We start from the raw sequence: 17943 nt of genomic DNA on the forward strand, positions 1-17943 counted from the left end.
GAGACGAACGAGACCACCGGGACGTCCGTGACCGACCGCGCCGCCGCCGGGGAGCCGGGCACCCGGGTGGACCCCCTGTGGGAGCGGCTGCGGGACGTCGAGGAGCGGGTGCGGTGGGCCGTTCAGGTGCGGCGGGCCGGGGATCCCGATCCCGACGACCCGTACCGGGGGCAGTACCTCACCCCCGAGGCGGCGGCCCGCATCCTGGACGAGCCGGGCGGGCTCGGCCTACCGGACCCGGACCCCTGGCAGCCGCCGGCCGGTTCCGTCCTCGCCGGCCTCGCCGCGCGGTTCGGGCTGTCACCGCTGGACCTGGACCTGCTCCTGGTCGCGGTGGCGCCCGATCTCGACGCGCGGTTCGAGCGGCTCTACGGCTACCTCAACGACGACCTGACCCGCCGCCGGCCCACCGTCGGACTCGCCCTGGAGCTGTGCGGGCTCGCCGGGGCGGCCCCCGCGCGGTTCCGGCTCGCCCCCGGCGCCCCGCTGGTCGCGGGCGGCCTGGTGGAGGTCACCGAGCCGGAACGGCCGCCGTTGTCCCGGCTCCTGGTGGTCCCCGACCGGGTCACCGCCCATCTCCTCGGCAACGCCTGGCCCGACGCCCGGCTGGCGGGCGTGCTCGACGAGGCCCGCGCGGACCCGACCGCCGAGCCCGAGGCGGTGCGCCGCACGGCGGCGGCCGCCCGGACCGGCAGCGGCCTGGTCCAGCTGCGCGGCCGGGGCGACACCGCCGGCCTGGCCGTCGCCGCGCTCGGCGCGGCGGACCTGCGCCCCCTGGTGCTGGACGCGGCGGCGCTCGCCCGGCGCTCCGGCGACATCCCGGAGCTGGCGCGGGTGGCCGCCCGCGAGGCCCGGCTGACCGGCGCCGGGGTGGTCCTCGGCCCGCTGGAGGCCCTGCCCGACGAACCCGCCGAACGGGCCCGCACGCTGCGCACGCTGTGCACGGCGCTGCGCGGCATCCCCCTGCTGATGCACGGCACCCTCGGCTGGGACCCGGCCTGGGCCGCCGACACCCCCGTCGTCCTGACCGTGCCGGCGCCCTCGCCCGAGCGGCAGGCGGCCCGCTGGCGACACGCCCTGGAGCGGGCCGCCGGTGACGGCTCCGTACCCGGTGACACCGGGGAACTGGCCCGGGCGGTGGCCGCGCACCGCCTGGACTCCGGGCAGGTGCGCCGCGCCGCCGACGTCGCCGTGCGCACGGCCGCCCTCGCGGGCCGCCCGGTCCACCCCGACGACCTGCGCACCGCCGTACGCGCGCAGAACGGCGCGGGCCTGGACCGGCTGGCCCGCCGGGTGGAGCCCTCGGTCGGCTGGGACGACCTGGTGCTCCCACCGCTCACCCACCGGCGGCTGCGTGAACTCGCGCTGCGCGCCCGCCACCGCGAGCAGGTCCTCGGGCAGTGGGGGATGCGGCCCGGCGGCGGACGCGGACGCGGGGTGATCGCGCTGTTCGCGGGCGAGTCGGGCACCGGCAAGACCATGTCCGCCGAGGTCGTCGCGGCGGACCTGGGCATGGACCTGTACGTGGTGGACCTGTCCACGGTGGTCGACAAGTACGTGGGCGAGACCGAGAAGAACCTGGAGCGGATCTTCACGGAGGCGTCGGCGGTCAACGCCGTGCTGCTCTTCGACGAGGCCGACGCGATCTTCGGCAAGCGCTCGGAGGTGAAGGACGCGCACGACCGGCACGCCAACATCGAGTCGGCGTACCTGCTCCAGCGCATGGAGTCGTTCGACGGGATCGCGGTGCTGACCACCAACCTGCGGGCCAACCTGGACGAGGCGTTCACCCGCCGGCTGGACGTGATCGCCGACTTCCCGGTGCCCGACGCCGCCCAGCGGCTCGCCCTGTGGGAACGCTGTCTGGGCGACCGTCTGCCCCGGGCCGGCGACCTGGACCTCGGCTTCTGCGCCGACCGCTTCGAGCTGGCCGGCGGCTCGATCCGGGCCTGCGCGGTGACCGCGGCCTACCTCGCGGCGGAGTCCGGGGCACCGCTCACCATGAGCCAGGTGGTGACGGCGATCGCCCAGGAGTACCGCAAGCTGGGCCGCCTGGTCCTGGAGACCGAGTTCGGCCCCTATCTGCCGGAGGCCGTGGGCGCCTGAGGGCGACGCCGGACCGGACGCCGGCGGAGGGGGTCAGCCCTGGGCGTCCGGCGGGAGAAGGTGGGCGTGGTTCTGGGCGAAGAGGTTGCGTGCCCGGAGGGTGTCGAGCAGGCCGTAGGTGTCACACAGCTCGCGGAATCGCTTCTCCACCGCTTCGGTGACCGTGCGCGACTGTTCCTCGGCGCTGTCCTTTTCGCTCAGCCGCTTCTCCGCGTTCTGCTGTGAGAGCTTCTTGGCCTGGGCGGACTTCTTGGGGTCGTCTGCCGCCTTCCTGGCGGCGTTGACCGCTTGCGCCGCCGCCTTCTCGGCCCGGTCCAGTTCCTTCAGCGCGTCGGTGTAATCCCGGGCGATCTCCTTCATGGCGGTGATCAGCTCGGGGGCGAGCCCTTCCTCGCTCTTTCCGGTGCGCAGGTAGGCGTCGATGTTCGCGAGGTCCTCCTCGGCGAACCCCTTCGGCAGCGACCTTCCCTCCGGGCTCTGCCCGGCCCTCTTCAAGGGCCCGTAGGCGTCCTTGTCCTGCTGGTGCCATGCGGCGTGCTTCTGCGCTTCGGTCTGCTCCTCGGCCGGGAGCGACTTCTGGTGCTTGCCGGAGCGGGTGGGCGGCGCGCTGACCCGGATGCGTTCGTAACCGGGAGCCAGGCCGCCGGTCTGCGTGCGGCCGGTGTCGCCGTCGGCGTGCCACGCCTCCATGCGGCTGCCCCCGGCGAAGCTGTCGGGCTCCTCCATGTACCGGACGGTGAATCCCATCAGGGCCATCGCTTCGAGGTTCCCGCTGCGGAAGCCCAGGTGACGCGTGGTCGCGTTGCGGTCCAAGTAGTCGAACACCTGGAACTGGTCGTTGCGGGTGGTACCGACGAGGCGTTTGAAGTCGCCGTCGGTCCAGAACTGGGTGAGGTCGACGACCTTGGCGTTGAAGCTCCCCATCTCCTCGTCGTGGGCGTCGTCCTCTTCGGGCTTCGGGGCGTAGGCGTCCGCGATGGACGCGTACTTCGACTTCTCGCCCCCCGCGGCGCTCCCCTGCCGGTTCTTCGGCGCCGCGTCACCCACGATCAGCACCAGGTCCAGGCTGCCGAGTCCGGCGATGATCTGCGCCATGCCGAGGTAGCTGGAATCGTGCTCGATGTGGACCTCGCCGCCCTTGCCGCTGAACCTGGACCACAGGACCGCGACCCGCTTGCCCTTCGCGTCCACGTTCTTCAGCCTCAGCCACTCCTCGACGGGGTCCGCGGCCCGGTCCGCCCCGTCTCCGTCGAGCCCCCAGCCGGCCCGGATCTTCTCGCGCATCTCCTCGCTGAAGTTCTCGCCGACGTACTTCGTCGCGTCGCCGACGCCGATGGGCTTCTGTCCGGAGGCCTTCTTCACGGCCGTCATGCGGCTGTCCGATTCCGCGACCGGAACCGGCGTGATCCGGGAGGAGGCTATGCCCGACTGCGTGTAGAACTCCTGGAGCTTGCGGGCGACGCCTTCCTCGTCCGGGGTGTGGGTGACGTAGAGGCGGACCTCCGGGTCGGCGATGAGCATCGCGGCGACGGCGAACTGGTCCCCGGAGGCGTAGGCCGGCTGGTGGAGCACCTTGCCGGGCTTCGGCCGCGCGTCCGGGGCGGGCCCCGCGCCGGAGGACGCCTCCATCCGCTGGACGGCGGGCGCGGACGTGGTGTCCGGGGCCTGCGCGTCCGGGCCGGCCGAGCGCCCTTGGAGCGCGGCCGGAGCGCGCAGCACCCTGGTGGCGTTGGCCTCCGCCTCGCGCTCGAAGCGGTCCGACGGGTCGGAGATCCTGAGCCCGTGACCGTGCTCGGTGCCCGCCACCGGGCCCTGGCGCTGCTGCACGACGTGCGTCAGCTCGTGGGCGAGGGTGTGTTTGTCGCCGCCGCCGTCACCGAGGACGACATGGCTGCCGGAGGTGTAGGCACGCGCCCCGATGGCCCGGGCCGAGCGGGCGGCGACGGGCCCGGTGTGCAGGCGTACGTCGGAGAAGTCCGTGCCGAAACGCGCCTCCATGTCCTGACGCACCGGCGCCGCCAGGGGCTTGCCGGACGAGCGCAACACCTCGTGCACCCCGGGATCGGACTGCTCCGCTCCGCCCTCCGGACGGGCCCGGCGGGAGATCATGGCGGTGGCCGCGGCGTTGCCCGCGCCGCGCTGGACCGCGAGGAGGGTTCCGGCGGTGAGCGGGAGCGGCATGGACGCGCCCGCCGGGGGCACCTGCCGAGTGGTGGCCGGAACGGACGCCGCCTGCTCGTTCTCGGCCTGCTCGGCACGTGAACTCGACGTCCGCATCGATTGCCCCCTCGTTGACGCGGCCCGGCACCGCTCCGTCGGCGGCCCCAGTGCACCGCCCGGATGTCCGGCATGTCCAGGGGCGCAGGGGCAGAGCGGGGGCAAGGCCGGAGGGCGGACGGGCGGTCGGGGCGGGCTGGGAAAGGCAGCGGTCCTGCCCCCGGTCGGGTCCGCACGTCCCTGTTCCCCCGGCACGTCCGCCCCGCAGACTCGGCCTGGACACAGGTGACCCACCCGCAAGGACCCCGAAGGAGCGAGCATGCCGACGTACCTCACCCCGGGCGTGTACGTGGAGGAGGTGCAGTCCGGTGCCCGACCGATCGAAGGGGTCGGCACCGCCGTCGCCGCGTTCGTCGGGTTCGCCGAGACCGGCCCGTTCCACACCCCGACGCTGGTCACCAGCTGGGACCAGTACACCCAGCTGTTCGGCGGCTTCACCGAGGGCACCTACCTGGCCCACTCGGTCTACGGCTACTTCTCCAACGGCGGCGGCGCCGCGTACATCGTGCGCATCGGCGGCAGCGCCGAGGACGCCTCCGCCCCGGCGGCCGCCGCCGGCGGGCGGCCCGGGACCCGGGCGGCTCAGCCCGTGGAGCTCGGCGGCTTCCTGATCGCGGCCCGGCCGGGCGCCACCGGCGTGTCGGTGGAGATCGCCGACGCCGACGGCGAGAACCCGCCGGAGGACCGCTTCAAGGTGCTGGTCCGCCAGGGCGACCAGGTCGCGGAGACGTACGAGGCCTCCACCCGGAAGAACGTCAAGGGTTACCTGGTCACCCAGGCCCGCGGCTCCCGGCTGATCGAGGTGAGCGAGCAGCAGGGCGCCACCCAGACCCGGCCCGCCAACCAGACCGTGCCGCTCGCCGAGGCCCCGGCCGCGCCCGCCCCGGCCGGCAACGGCGCGGTGGCCCGCCTCGACCCGTCGGAGTACGTCGGTGACGCCGGGGCCCGCACCGGGTTCGGCGGTCTGGAGACCATCGACGAGATCACCATGGTCGCGGTGCCGGACCTGATGAGCGCCTACCAGCGCGGCGACATCGACGCCGAGGGCGTGCGCACCGTGCAGCTCGCCGTGATCTCGCACTGCGAGCAGATGGGCGACCGGGTCGCCGTCCTGGACACCCCGCCCGGGCTCAACGCCCAGCAGGTGCGCACCTGGCGCAACGACGAGGCGGGCTACGACTCCCGGTACGCCGCCCTCTACTACCCGTGGGTGCGGGTCTTCGACCCGGCCGCCGGACGCAACACCACGGTCCCGCCGAGCGGTCACATCGCCGGTGTGTGGGCGCGCAGCGACGCCGAGCGCGGTGTGCACAAGGCGCCCGCCAACGAGGTGATCCGCGGCGCGGTCGACCTGGAGCTCAGGCTCAGCAAGGGCGAGCAGGACCTGCTCAACCCGATCGGCGTGAACTGCGTACGCGCCTTCCCGGGCCGGGGCATCCGGGTGTGGGGCGCCCGCACCCTCTCCTCCGACCCGGCCTGGCGCTACCTGAACGTGCGCCGGCTCTTCAACTACCTGGAGGAGTCGATCCTCCTGGGCACCCAGTGGGTGGTCTTCGAGCCGAACGACGACCGGCTGTGGTCGAGCATCCGGCGCAACGTCACCGCGTTCCTCACCGAGGAGTGGCGCCGGGGCGCGCTGTTCGGCCGCACCGCCGACGAGGCGTTCTACGTCAAGTGCGACCGCGACAACAACCCGCAGGAGTCCATCGACCAGGGCCGGGTCGTCTGCGAGATCGGCGTCTCGCCGGTCAAGCCCGCGGAGTTCGTGGTGTTCCGGCTGGCCCAGTTCTCCGACAGCACCAGTCTCATCGACGAGTGAGACGAGCCAGACCAGTGACCCGCGGGTCCAGCAACGGAAGGTGACAGACAGTCATGGCAACGGGCGATGCTCTTTCCACCCACGTCTTCGGCGTGCAGCTCGGTGGCTACCTGGTCGAGTCGATCCAGGAGATCAGCGGGTTGACCGTCGAGGAGGACGTCGTCGAGGTCAAGCAGGTCACCGCGGAGGGCAAGCAGATCATCCGCAAGCAGCCCGGCGGCCGGCAGGCGGGTGAGATCACGATCACCCGGGGACTCGACCAGAGCAGCGAGTTCACCAACTGGATCAAGGAGACCCTGAACAACGGGGCCGTCAACACCGCCCGGCAGAACCTCACCATCGAGATCAAGGACAGCGAGGGCAACACGGTCCGCCGTATCCAGCTGATGCAGGGCTGGGCCTCCAAGTGGGAGGGCCCCTCCCTCAAGGCCGGCGAGTCGGCCGCGGCCACCGAGTCCGTCACCATCGTGTTCGAGGAGATCATCGTCGAATGAGGCGTCGTACCGTGACGGCGGGCAACCTGGAGGAGATCCTCCAGCTGACCACGCCCGCCCCGGCGACCGAGCAGGCGGCGGCGCCCCCCGCCGCCGCCCCGGCCCCGCCGCCCCGCGAGGAACCGCACGGGCTGCGCACCGAGTTCGAGTTCGTGCTGCCGCGCGGCTACGTCGACGAGGCGGGCACGGTGCACCGCGAGGGCGCGATGCGCCTGGCCACGGCCCGGGACGAGCTGCGGCCGCAGATCGACCTGCGGGTCAAGGAGAACCCGGCGTACCTGAGCGTGGTGCTGCTGAGCCAGGTGATCACCCGGCTCGGCACCATCACCGATGTGCACGCCGGGATCGTGGAACGGATGTACGCCACCGACGTCGCCTTCCTCCAGGACTTCTACCGCCGCGTGAACAGCGAGGGCCACACCCGGGCGGCGGTGACCTGCCCGCACTGCGAAGGCGGCTTCGAGGTCGACCTCTCGGGTGGGCGCCTGGGGGAATCGTGACGTACGCCCTTCCCCGGCTCCGGGAGGAAGTCGCGTACATCGCCTATCACTTCCACTGGTCGAGGGAGGAGATCCTCGACCTGACGCATGACGAACGACGGCAGTGGGTGGCCGAGATCGCCCGTATCAACACCCGCGTGAACGAAGGCGGTTGAGCACATGGCATGGCGGGACAGGCTGCGCCGCCGGTCCGCCGGGACGGGGGGCGTGCGGCGCGGGGAGCGTGACGGCGCCCCGGCTGCCGCCGTGCCCGGTGCCCCGGCCGCCGCCGCGCCGGACGCTCCGGCCGCCTCCGTGCCCGCCGACTGGGACGGGGGCTGGCGGCGTACCGCGCCGCCGGAGCTGACCGTGTCCCGGGCGCCGCTCGGCGTCAGCGACGGTCTCGCCTTCCGGTCCGGCCTCGCCGCCTGGCAGAACCCGTCGTTCGACTCCGGCCTCGCCCACGCCCTGCTGCCCACGGCCCCGACGGGCCTGGTCCACGGCGTCACCCACCGCCCGGCCACCCCTCGGGCCGCCGGCGTCGAAGGCGGCCCGCTGCTGCTGCGGGCGCTGCGGCGGGAGGGGGACGGGGAGGCGCCGGAGGGGCCGGCTCCGGTGCCGGCTGATTCCGCTTCTTCCGGCTCAGCGTCCTCCGGTTCGGCGTCCTCCGGTGCGATGTCCTCCGGTCCGGCTGGTCCGGTCGCAGGGCCTTCCCGTGCGTCCCGTGGTGGGGCCGCGGGGGCGAGGCGTACGGGTGACGCCCCGTCGAGCCGTGCCCTCACGTCCACCGATTCGCCCGCCGTGCTGTCCTCGCCCTCTCCCGTCGTCCAGCGGGCGGCCGAGCCCGGCGCCGCTCCGGTGGTGACTCCGGCCGGCCCCGGCAGCCGGCCCACCGCGCCGGAGATTCCGGTGGTGCGGCGGGTGACGGCGGTCCCGGGCGCGGTCGCGCAGCCGCAGGCGTCCCGTGCGCCCGGACCCGACGTGTCCGACGTGCCCCGTCCGGCCGTCCGGCCGCGTCCGACGAGCCCCTCGCTGACCGTGGCCCGCCGCCCGGCAGGCCCCGTGCGCCGCGTCCCCGCACTGCGTCCCCCGGCCCCGGCCCCGGCCCCGGCCCCGGCCGCGGCTCCGGCTCCGGACAGGGGTGCCCAGGCACCGGTCCGCCCCACCGCGGACAAGGCCCCCGAGACGCCCGCCGACACCGGGGCGGGGGCCCGCCCGGCCGGCCCCGCGCAGGGTACGGCGACCCGGGCGCCCCTCGGCGCGCCGCTCACCGAACTCCCGCCCACCGCACGGCCGCTGACGGACGGCAACCCGGTCCAGCGCGCCACGACCGGTACGGGCGGCCCGGCGCTCCCCGTCGTCCAGCGCCAGGCCGAGGGCGCGTCCGGCACGCCGGGCTCGAACGACGGCGGGCCGAAGGGCACGGCCCGGCGCACCCCGGGCGGCCCCGCCACGCCCGCCGGTACCCCCGCCCGCAGCGGGGCACGCGCACGCGGCGGCCTGGGCGCGCCGCTGCCCGAGCTGCCGCCGAGCGCCGACATCCCGGGCGGCCGGGGCGACCGGCGTACTCGGGTACGACAGGACCGGGCACCCGGAGCCACGCCTGACCAGGGACGTACGCCCGCCGGGGCCGCGTCGCCCGCGACCGGAGGCAACGGCACGGGCGCTCCGCCGGCGGGCCCCGGCACCGTACAGCGCCGTCCGGCGGCGGACCCCGCCGACGGGAGCGGGCCGGGGGCCGGTACCCCGGCGCACCCCGGAAGCGGTCCGGACGCGCCGCTGCTGGGCGAGGGCCCGGTGCGGCGCGGCCTGGCGGCGGACTCCGCCGGCGGGGGCTCCCCGGAAGCCGGTGCTCACCTCGGAAACGGCCTGGCCGCACCCCTGTCGGACAAGGGCGTCGTGCAGCGGAGTGCGGCGGCGGACCCGGCGGCCGGTACCCGTCCCGGAAGCGGCCTCGACGCGCCCCTGGTGGAGAAGCCCACCGTGCGGCGAAGCGCGGGGACGGACACGGGCGCCCCGGAGGCCGGCCGGCCGTCGCGCTCCGGGGGCGCTCAGGACGCGCCGTCGGCCGAGAAGGGTGCCGTACAGCGTCGTCCGGCGGGAGGTCCCGGTGAGGAGCGTGCTCCCGGGGCCGGTACGCCGTCGCGCTCGGGCAGTGCTCGGAACGCGCCGTCGGCCGAGAGGGGCGTCGTACAGCGTCGTCCGGCGGAGGACTCCGCCGAGGGGCGCGCTCCCGGGGCCGGCGCGCCGTCGCACTCCGGCGGCGGTCCGGACACGCCGCTGCTGGGCAAGGGTGTGGTGCAGCGCGCTCTGACGGCGGACTCCGCCGGCGGGAGCACCCCGGAGACGGTCACCCACTCCGCGGACGGCCCCGCCACGCCGCTGGTGACACCACCCCAGGGCCCGGCCGCCGCCTCCCAGGCTTCCGGCACGGGCAGCGCGTCGGCCCCTACGGCGGCCCCGGACCGGGCAGGAGACACGCGATCCCCCGCTACGGCCCCCGGTGCCCGGCCGGGTTCCGGCGGGCGGCGGCAGGCCGGCTCCGCCGCCGGGCCCCCCGTCGTCGTCGCGCGGGCCGTGGCCGGCGGCACGTCCGGCGGTCCGGGCGTCCGGCGTCCGGGAGCGGCCGGGCAGCCCCCGCTCACCGTGACCCGTACCGCCCCGGCGGCACCCCGTACCCTCTCCCTGCTCGCCGCGCGCCCGCTCACCCTGAACACCCGGCCCGCGCAGACAGCGGCCGCGCCCGCCGCCCCCCGTCCCGCCGGCCGTCCCGTGGTGCCGGTCCGCTGGCCCGGCGCCCCGGCCGCCGCGCACCACGAGGGTCCCGGCACCCCCGCCCCCACCGTCCAGCGGGCCCCGGCCGCGTCACCGCCCGTTACGCGGAGCCCCGTTCACCATGCCCCCGGACCGGCGGCCGTACGAGCCCCCGACCCCGCGCGCCCGGGCCCGCGGCCCTCGGCCACGGTCCAGCGCGTCCCCGTCGTCCGCCCCGCACCGCCTGGCGCGCAGGCACCGGGGCCGGGCACCTCCGCCTCCTCCTCCGCCCCCTCCGCGTCCGTACCCGCGCGGGCCCTCCCGGTGTCCGGCCCGCAGGCGCCGCCGCTCGCGGAGCGCCCGCCGGCCGTGCCGGCCCCGGCACCGGCGGCGCCCGTGCCCGTGGTCCGGTGGCAGAACCCCGCGCGGGCCGGTGCCACCGGGGGCAAGGCGCCCGTGGTGCAGCGCACCGGTGACGCCACGACCCCGGCCGCGCCGACCCGCGGCCACCGGCGGTCGGCCTCCGTGCCCGGAACGTCATCCGGCACGTCGTCCGGTGAGTCGTCCGGCTCGGCGTCCGCTGCGTCGTCCCGTTCGTCGTCCGGCGGCAAGAACGCGGTCCGGCGGTCCGCCGAGACCCCGCCCGACCCCGGTCACGACCTGGACGAGCTGGCGCGCCGGCTGATCGACCCGGTGGCCCGGCTGCTCCGTGCCGAGCTGCGGCGCGGCCGGGAGCGTACCGGCCGTCCGCACGACGGACGCCGCTGAGACCACCGCAGACCACGGACATGGATGAGGCGACCCGATGAACGACGCCACGCCGGGGAAAGAAGGCCCGCCCGGGGCCACGGCACGGATGACGGACGGATGACGGACGGATGACGGACAACATCTTCGCGACGAGCGTGTTCTTCCGGCTCGCGATCGGCGGTGACGACCTGGGCGCCTTCCACACCTGCTCCGGCATGGGTGCCGAGGTGGAGATCGAGAGCTACGCCGAGGGCGGCAACAACGGCTTCACCTGGCAGCTGCCCGGCCGTGTGACCTGGTCCAACATCACGCTCACCCGGCCGGTCACCGCCGACACGGTGAAGATCGGCCGCTGGCTGGACGAGACGCTGAAGCGGGTGGAGCGCAAGGACGGCGAGATCGTCGCGCTGCGGCCGGACCTGACCCCGATCATCAGCTGGCAGGTGTTCGGGATCGTCCCGGTGCGCTGGCAGGGGCCCTCCTTCGACCCCAGCAGCCCCGAACCGGCCGTGGAGACGCTGGAGATCGCCCACGAGGGACTGCGCCCCTCCTGACCCGCCCGCCCGTCGAGCCGTACCCGTCCGTGCCCGTAAGGCCCGTGAGAAAGGAAGTCCCGGCATGTCCCCAGCGATCCGTTCCAGCCGGGCCAGGGCCCAGCTGACCCTGATGGAGCCCCCCGCCTCGGTCGGCGCCAAGCCCGGCGGCACGATCGCGCGGCTGAACCTCCAGTTCAACCCCTCCACCCTGGAGCTGCGCAAGACCACCGAGTGGCGGCGCACCCCGTCCCGGATGGCGGGGCAGTCGGCGCTGCCCGAGTTCGTCGGCAGCGGCCCGCGCGAGCTGAGCCTGGAGGTGTTCCTGGACGCCACCGCCACCCACGACAACTCCGTGGAGCAGGCGGTGGAGAAGCTGATGAAGGGGTGTGTGCCGACCCCGGCCAGCCTGGGCCGGAAGAAGCCGGCCAGCCCCTGGGTGCGGTTCGAGTGGGGCACCGCGCGGACCACCTCGTTCGACGGGGTGCTCTCCAGCCTCTCGGTGTCGTACACCCTCTTCGACGTGGACGGAAAACCACTGCGGGCCACCTGCGCGCTGTCGATCGAGGAGGCGAGCGTCGACCCGGCGGGCCAGAACCCCACCTCCGGCGCGCGCACCGCCCGCAGCACGCACACCGTGGTGGCGGGCGACAGCCTGGCGATGCTGGCCTGGCGGGAGTACGGCGACGCGACGGCCTGGCGGGTCATCGCGGAGGCGAACGGAATCGACGACCCGATGGCGCTCGTGCCCGGCACCGAACTGGTGGTGCCGGGGCTGCGGGACGCCGGCGGTGAGGAGGAGCGGTGAGCACATCCGAGGCGCGGGGTGGCCGGTCGTTCGCGGCGGACCCCGTCATCGAGACGCCCGGCGAGCTGCCGCAGGTCTGGGCCGCCCAGCTGGTGAGCTGCGTGGTGGACGAGAACGTGGGCCTGCCGGACGCGGCACAGCTCACCTTCCGCGACCCCGACCACGAGTTCCTGCGGGCGGTCGGCATCACCATCGGCACCCCGCTCAGGGTGTCGGTGGTGACGGTGAACGGGCAGGCCCGCGAGCGGCTCTTCGACGGCGAGGTCACCGCCCTGGAGGTGGACCGGGACCGTACCGGCTCGTTCACGGTGGTGCGCGCCTACTCCAAGGCGCACCGCCTCCAGCGCGGCCGGAAGGTGGTGGCGTACCGGAACATGACGACGGCGGCCATCGTCCGCAAGGTGGCCGCCGGGGCCGGGCTGGCCTGCGGCACCGTGGAGGCCGCGCCGGTCACGTACCGGCAGCTGTCCCAGGCGAACGTGTCCGACTGGGACTTCCTGCAGTACCTCGCGGCCGAGAGCGGCGCGCAGGTGCGCGTGGACGACAAGGGCGTGCTCCAGTTCACCAAGCCCAAGAAGGCGTCCGGGGCGCCCGCGCCGTCGACCTCGGCGACCCGGGACCCGATGGTGCTGGAGTACGGGCGGAACCTGCTGGCGCTGCGGGCCTCGCTGTCGGCGGCGGACGGTGCCGCGCAGGTGGAGGTGCGCGGCTGGGACGTCACCACGAAACGCCCGCTGGTGGCCCGGCAGCCGTCGGTGGACAGCGACACGGTGGTGCCGGGACTGAGCCCCGCGTTCGCCGCCCGGTTCGGCAGGCAGTCGAAGCTGACCGTCACCGACACCCCGTACCGCACCCAGGCCGAGACGACCGCCGTCGCCGACGCCGTGGCCGCGCAGGTGAGCGCCGGGTTCGGGGACCTGGAGGCGGTCGCGGAGGGCAACCCCCGGCTGCGGGCGGGCAAGCCGGTGGCGCTCGGCAACGTCGGCCCGGCGTTCTCCGGCAAGTACACGGCGACGGCCGTGCAGCACGTCCTGGAGCCGCACGGCGGGTACCGGACCACGGTGTGGGTGAGCGCCAGCCCCGACCGCTCCCTGACCGGCCTGGTGACCGGCGCCAACGCGCCGAGCCGCGGCCCGCGCATGCCCGGCCTGGCGATCGGCGTGGTCACGGACGTGCGCGAGCCGGGCGGCGCGGAGAGCGGCGCGGTGACGCTGCGGTTCCCCTGGCTGGACGACACGTACACCACCGACTGGGTGCGCACCGTGCAGTGGGGCGGCAAGGGCGGCGGAGGCGTGGTGAGCCCCGAGGTCAACGACGAGGTGCTGGTCGGCTTCGAACAGGGCCTGCTGGACAGCCCGTACGTCATCGGCGGGCTGTACAACGGCGTCGACAAGCCCTCGCCGCACGACGTCCCGCTGATCGACGGCACCACCGGCAAGGTCAACCGGCGCTCCCTGGTCTCCCGTTCCGGGCACCGGGTGGAGCTGCTGGACGCCAGGGCCCCGGGGCCGTCCGGGGTGCGCCTGCGGACCGCCGACGAGCGCCTCGAAGTGTTCCTGGACGACCGGCGGGACCGGATCGAGCTGACGGTGTACGCCAGGGGCCGGCAGCCCCTCACCTCCGTCGTGCTCGACGCCAAGGGCATCACCCTGGACGCGGGCCGGGGCGATGTGAGCGTCTCGGGCCGGAACGTGGACATCCAGGGCCGGGTCGGCGTGAAGGTCGGCGGCCGGTCGGTGAGCGTCACCGGCAGCTCGGACGTCACCGTCGACGGCGGCCTGCTCGGCGTCCTGAAGGCCAAGCTCATCCGCATCAACTGACCCGTGACCAGCAGCAGTCCAACCCGAACCTTCCGAGGAGCAACGCATGCCGGCCGCAGCCCGTACCGGTGACCCCACCAGTCACGGCGGGGTGATCGCCACCCCGCCGCCCGGCGCCGCCGCGACCGTGGCCCGCGTGCTGATCGGCGGCCGGCCCGCCGCCGTCGTCGGCAGCCTGCACACCTGCCCGATCCCCCCGCACGCGCTCACCGGCCCGGCCAACGTGATCCTGCCCAACCCGGTCGCGGCCACCGTCCTGATCGGCGGGCTGCCCGCCGCGCGGGCGCGCGACAAGACCGCGTGCGGCGCCATGATCGTGACCGGCGCCCCCAACGTCCTGATCGGGGGCCTGTGATGAGCGAGCGGTTCATCGGCCGCGGCTGGGCGTTCCCGCTGCGGGTCGGCCCGACCGGCGGCATCGCCCTGGTCGAACGGGAGCGGGAGATCGAGGAGGCGATCCGCCTGGTGCTCGGCACCGCGCCCGGCGAGCGCCCCATGCGCCCCGAGTTCGGCTGCGGCATCCACGACTTCGTCTTCGCCCCCGGCGACGGCGCCACCGCCGGCCGCATCGCCCAGCAGGTGCGCGAGGCCCTGGAACGCTGGGAGCCGCGCATCTCGGTGGACGACGTGGTCGTCGCCTTCGACGCCGTCGAGGACGGCACCCTCTACATCGACGTGCACTACACCGTGCGCTCCACCAACGACCGGCGCAACCTGGTCTTTCCCTTCTACACGATCCCCTCCGAGGAGGGGGCCGAGGACGGGGGCGCGCCCTGATGGCACTGCCTTCCCCGAACCTGGACGACCGGCGGTTCCAGCAACTCGTCGACGAGGCCAAGAGGTACGTGCAGCAGCGCGCGCCGGAGTGGACCGACCACAACGTCTCCGACCCGGGCGTCACCCTGATCGAGACGTTCGCCTACCTGGTGGACCAGCTGCTGTACCGGCTGAACCGGGTCCCGGACAAGAACTACACCGCCTTCCTCGACCTGCTCGGCATCCGGCTGTTCCCGCCGGCCGCCGCCGTCGCCGAGGTCGACTTCTGGCTGTCGGCACCGCAGCCCGACACCGTCGAGCTGCCCACCGGCACCGAGGTGACCACCGCGCGCGGCGAGAGCGACGAGTCCGTGGTCTTCACCACCACCGACCACCTGGACATCCTGCCCAGCGAGCTGACCCGCCTGGTGACCGCGCACCGCACCGGCGAGCAGACCGACCGGACCGGAACGCTCTCCGAGGGCCGCGACATCCCCTGCTTCCAGGCCGCGCCCGAGCCGGGCGACGCCCTGCTGTTCGGCCTGCCGACGGCCGTGCCCCGGTGCATCGTCGCCGTCCGCCTGGACAGCCGGGTGGAGGGCGTCGGCGTGGACCCGCGCCAGCCCCCGCTGGTGTGGGAGGCGTGGGACGGCGGCGGCTGGCGGGTGTGCGAGACCGGCGCGGACACCACCGGCGGGCTCAACCGGCCCGGCGAGGTCATCGTGTACGTCCCGGCCGGGCACACCGCCTCGGTGATCGGCGGCACCCGGGCCGGCTGGCTGCGCTGCCGGGTCACCGAGCCGGAGCCGGGCCAGCCGTTCTACTCGGAGTCCCCGACCGTGCGCGAGGCCGCGGTGTTCACCGTGGGCGGCACCATGACCGTGGAGCACGCCGAGACCGTCACCGACGTACCGCTCGGCACCTCCGAGGGGGTGCCCGGGCAGACCTTCCGGCTCGGCCGCCCGCCGGTCCTGCTCGACCGCGAACCCCCGGTCGTGGAGGTGTCCACCGCCGACGGCTGGGAGCGCTGGGAGGTGGTCGAGCACTTCGGCCGCTCCGGACCCGCCGACCGGCACGTCCGGGTCGACGCCACCACCGGCGAGTTCGGCTTCCCGCCCGCGCTGCGCGAACCGGACGGCACACTGCGCCAGTGCGGTGCCGTGCCGCCCAAGGGCGCCCACATCCGGGTGGCCCGCTACCGCACCGGCGGCGGCCCGGCCGGCAACGTCGCCCGCGGCGCGATCTCCGTGCTGCGCAGCTCCGTGCCGTACGTCGCCCGGATCACCAACCGGGAGGCCGCGCGCGGCGGGGTCGCCGGGGAGACCATCGAGAACGCCAGGCTGCGCGCCCCGCAGGCGCTGCGCATGCAGGAGCGCGCGGTGACCGCCGAGGACTACGAGATCATCAGCCGCCAGGCCGCGCCCTCGGTGCGCCGGGTGCGCTGCCTGCCCGCCGCTCAGGGCGCGGGCGCGGTACGGGTCCTGGTGGTGCCGGACGCCGTGGCCGACGAGGGCGACGACCGGCTCCGCTTCGAGCAGCTGATCCCCTCCGACCAGGTGCTCCAGGCGATCACCGCGGCCCTGGACGAGCGGCGCCTGATCGGCACCCGGCTGGTGGTGGAGCCGCCGGTCTACCAGGGCGTCACCGTGGTCACCCGGCTCGCCGCGGCCCCGGGCGACACCGACCGGGTGCGCGACGCGGCCCTCGCCGCGCTGTACCGGCACCTGAACCCGCTGCACGGCGGCCTCGACGGCACCGGCTGGCCGTTCGGGCGCCCGGTGCAGTACGGCGAGCTGTTCGGCGTGCTGCAACGCGCCATCGGCACCGCGCTGGTGGAGGAGATCCGGCTCTTCCCCGCCGACCCGATCACCGGCCGGCGCGGCGCCCCGACGGACCGCATCGACCTGGCGCAGGGCGCGCTGGTCTTCTCGTACCAGCACCAGGTGGTCGTCACGGCCGTGGACCCGGAGGGCGGACGATGAGCCGTGCCGCCGTCCCCGGTCTGCCCAGCCGCCACCCGATCGGCGAGCAGTTGCCGGCCCTGTACGCCGACGACGACTTCGCCCAGCGCTTCACCGCCGGCCTGGACACCGTCCTGGCCCCCGTCTTCCTGACCCTGGACACCCTGCCCGCCTATCTCGACCCCCGGCTGGCCCCGGCCGACTTCCTGACCTGGCTCGGGTCCTGGGTGGGTGCCACCGACGACCCCGAGTGGCCCGAGGAGCGGCGCCGCGAGGCCGTCACCCGCGCGGTGGAACTGCACCGCTGGCGCGGTACCGCCCGGGGTCTTACCGAGGCGCTGCGGCTCGCCCTGGGCGTCCGCGCGGAGGTGACCGGGGCGGGCGCGGCGACCTGGTCGGCGACGCCGGGCACGGAGCTGCCGCCGGAGTCGGAGACGGGGCCCGTGGTGCGGGTGTGGCCGGCGGAAGGGGCCGCCGACGGGCCCGGGGTGGACCCGGCCCGGGTCCGCGAGATCGTCCGGGTGATGTGCCCGGTGCACACCGACTGCCGGGTGGAGATCCTGTCCGGTCCGCCCACCGACGAAGGGAGGTGACGCCATGCGCGCGTGTCCCTCGTGCGGGGCGTCGAACGGCCCCACGGACGACTTCTGCGGCAACTGCGGCACGTATCTGGGCTGGTCGGACACGAGCCCGGCGACCAGCACGCCCGAGCCGCCCGCACCCGCGGACCCCGGCCCGGCCCCGCACACACCCCCGGAGCCGGCACCCGAGCCCGCCCCCGCACCGGACCCGGCCCCGGCGGACGAGCCGGCGCGGCCCGCGCCGCCGCCGCGCGCCTCGTCGCTGCGCTCCCGCCTGACGGGCCGGACCCGTGGCGAGCCGAGGCCGGAGCAGCCGGCGCGGGAGCCGGGGCAGGAGCAGTCGGGTCGGGAGCCGGGGCAGGGAGAGACCAGGCCGGAGGAGCCGAGGCCGGCCGGGAGCACCCGCTCCGGGGACGAGCCTCCCGCCGCGACCCCTGGCCGGGCCGAGCCCGCGACCTCCGGCCGGGCCGAGCCCGCGAACACGTCGTCGGGCGAGTCGGGCTCCAAGGCCCGTACGGAGCCGTCCGGTTCGGCCGCGACGGGCACGGAACGGCCCGCCGACGCGCGCCGTTCGACAGCGGCGTCCGGCGATGCACCGGCGGGCGCGCGGGGTTCCACCGCCTCGCCCGCCGAATCCCCGTCCGCGCCCCGTGGTTCGGCCGCCGCGCCCGCCGACTCCTCGGCAGGCGCCCGAGGTTCGTCGGTCACGCCCGCCGAATCGCCGTCCGCCGCCCGTGGTTCGGCGGCCCCGCCCGCCGAACCCCCGTCCACCCCCCGCCGTTCGGCAGCCGCACCCACCGAACCC

The 17943-nt window shown here is 75.3% G+C and carries 14 protein-coding genes and 1 pseudogene; 14 read left to right on the forward strand and 1 reads right to left on the reverse strand.

From position 1 onward, the window contains the following. The first annotated feature begins 27 nt into the window (after positions 1-27). Positions 28-2106 (forward strand): AAA family ATPase, encoded by a 2079-nt coding sequence (locus IH25_RS0115990; RefSeq protein WP_030609644.1) that lies wholly within the window; start codon positions 28-30, stop codon positions 2104-2106. Positions 2107-2139: 33 nt separating this feature from the next. Here IH25_RS0115990 and IH25_RS43210 read toward each other — a convergent pair whose 3' ends face one another. Next, positions 2140-4383 carry an eCIS core domain-containing protein gene (locus IH25_RS43210; protein ID WP_051753953.1) on the reverse strand — a complete coding sequence of 748 codons (2244 nt, stop codon included), beginning with the start codon at positions 4381-4383 and terminating at the stop codon, positions 2140-2142. Positions 4384-4642: 259 nt separating this feature from the next. Here IH25_RS43210 and IH25_RS0116000 point away from each other — a divergent pair, with 259 nt between their 5' ends. The 13 genes and pseudogenes from IH25_RS0116000 to IH25_RS41925 all read left to right on the forward strand — a co-directional run. Beyond that, a complete protein-coding gene (locus IH25_RS0116000; RefSeq protein WP_030609649.1) occupies positions 4643-6202 on the forward strand; it encodes a phage tail sheath family protein in 1560 nt (519 codons plus the stop codon). Between the two features lie 53 nt (positions 6203-6255). Further along, a complete protein-coding gene (locus tag IH25_RS0116005) occupies positions 6256-6696 on the forward strand; it encodes a phage tail protein (protein ID WP_030609652.1) in 441 nt (146 codons plus the stop codon). Then, the gene (locus tag IH25_RS0116010; protein ID WP_030609655.1) at positions 6693-7196 is read left to right on the forward strand and encodes a zinc-ribbon domain-containing protein; all 504 of its coding nucleotides are present in this window, start codon (positions 6693-6695) and stop codon (positions 7194-7196) included. The genes IH25_RS0116005 and IH25_RS0116010 overlap by 4 nt, the downstream gene beginning before the upstream one ends. After that, positions 7193-7351, forward strand: a complete 159-nt coding sequence (locus tag IH25_RS41650; protein WP_167346025.1) for a DUF6760 family protein — start codon at positions 7193-7195, stop codon at positions 7349-7351. The genes IH25_RS0116010 and IH25_RS41650 overlap by 4 nt, the downstream gene beginning before the upstream one ends. 4 nt (positions 7352-7355) lie before the next feature. After that, positions 7356-10697: a hypothetical protein gene (locus IH25_RS38570; RefSeq protein ID WP_157846977.1), complete on the forward strand. Its 3342-nt coding sequence runs from the start codon at positions 7356-7358 to the stop codon at positions 10695-10697. 110 nt (positions 10698-10807) lie between these two features. Continuing rightward, positions 10808-11233: a phage tail protein gene (locus IH25_RS0116025; protein ID WP_030609658.1), complete on the forward strand. Its 426-nt coding sequence runs from the start codon at positions 10808-10810 to the stop codon at positions 11231-11233. Between the two features lie 64 nt (positions 11234-11297). Next, positions 11298-12020: a CIS tube protein gene (locus IH25_RS0116030; protein ID WP_030609661.1), complete on the forward strand. Its 723-nt coding sequence runs from the start codon at positions 11298-11300 to the stop codon at positions 12018-12020. Beyond that, positions 12017-13840 (forward strand): VgrG-related protein, encoded by a 1824-nt coding sequence (locus IH25_RS0116035; RefSeq protein WP_030609664.1) that lies wholly within the window; start codon positions 12017-12019, stop codon positions 13838-13840. Before IH25_RS0116030 ends, IH25_RS0116035 begins: the two co-directional genes overlap by 4 nt. Positions 13841-13886: 46 nt before the next feature. After that, positions 13887-14195 carry a PAAR domain-containing protein gene (locus IH25_RS0116040; RefSeq protein WP_030609668.1) on the forward strand — a complete coding sequence of 103 codons (309 nt, stop codon included), beginning with the start codon at positions 13887-13889 and terminating at the stop codon, positions 14193-14195. Beyond that, positions 14195-14617 carry a GPW/gp25 family protein gene (locus tag IH25_RS0116045; RefSeq protein ID WP_030609671.1) on the forward strand — a complete coding sequence of 141 codons (423 nt, stop codon included), beginning with the start codon at positions 14195-14197 and terminating at the stop codon, positions 14615-14617. Before IH25_RS0116040 ends, IH25_RS0116045 begins: the two co-directional genes overlap by 1 nt. Then, a complete protein-coding gene (locus IH25_RS0116050; protein ID WP_030609673.1) occupies positions 14617-16578 on the forward strand; it encodes a putative baseplate assembly protein in 1962 nt (653 codons plus the stop codon). The genes IH25_RS0116045 and IH25_RS0116050 overlap by 1 nt, the downstream gene beginning before the upstream one ends. Next, on the forward strand, positions 16575-17150 hold the full coding sequence (locus IH25_RS0116055; protein ID WP_030609675.1) for a phage tail protein: 576 nt from the start codon (positions 16575-16577) through the stop codon (positions 17148-17150). The genes IH25_RS0116050 and IH25_RS0116055 overlap by 4 nt, the downstream gene beginning before the upstream one ends. 4 nt (positions 17151-17154) lie before the next feature. After that, positions 17155-17943, forward strand: a pseudogene (locus tag IH25_RS41925) (hypothetical protein); the annotation flags it as partial.

It is taken from the genome of Streptomyces achromogenes subsp. achromogenes, from assembly GCF_000720835.1.
GTDB lineage: Bacteria > Actinomycetota > Actinomycetes > Streptomycetales > Streptomycetaceae > Streptomyces > Streptomyces achromogenes.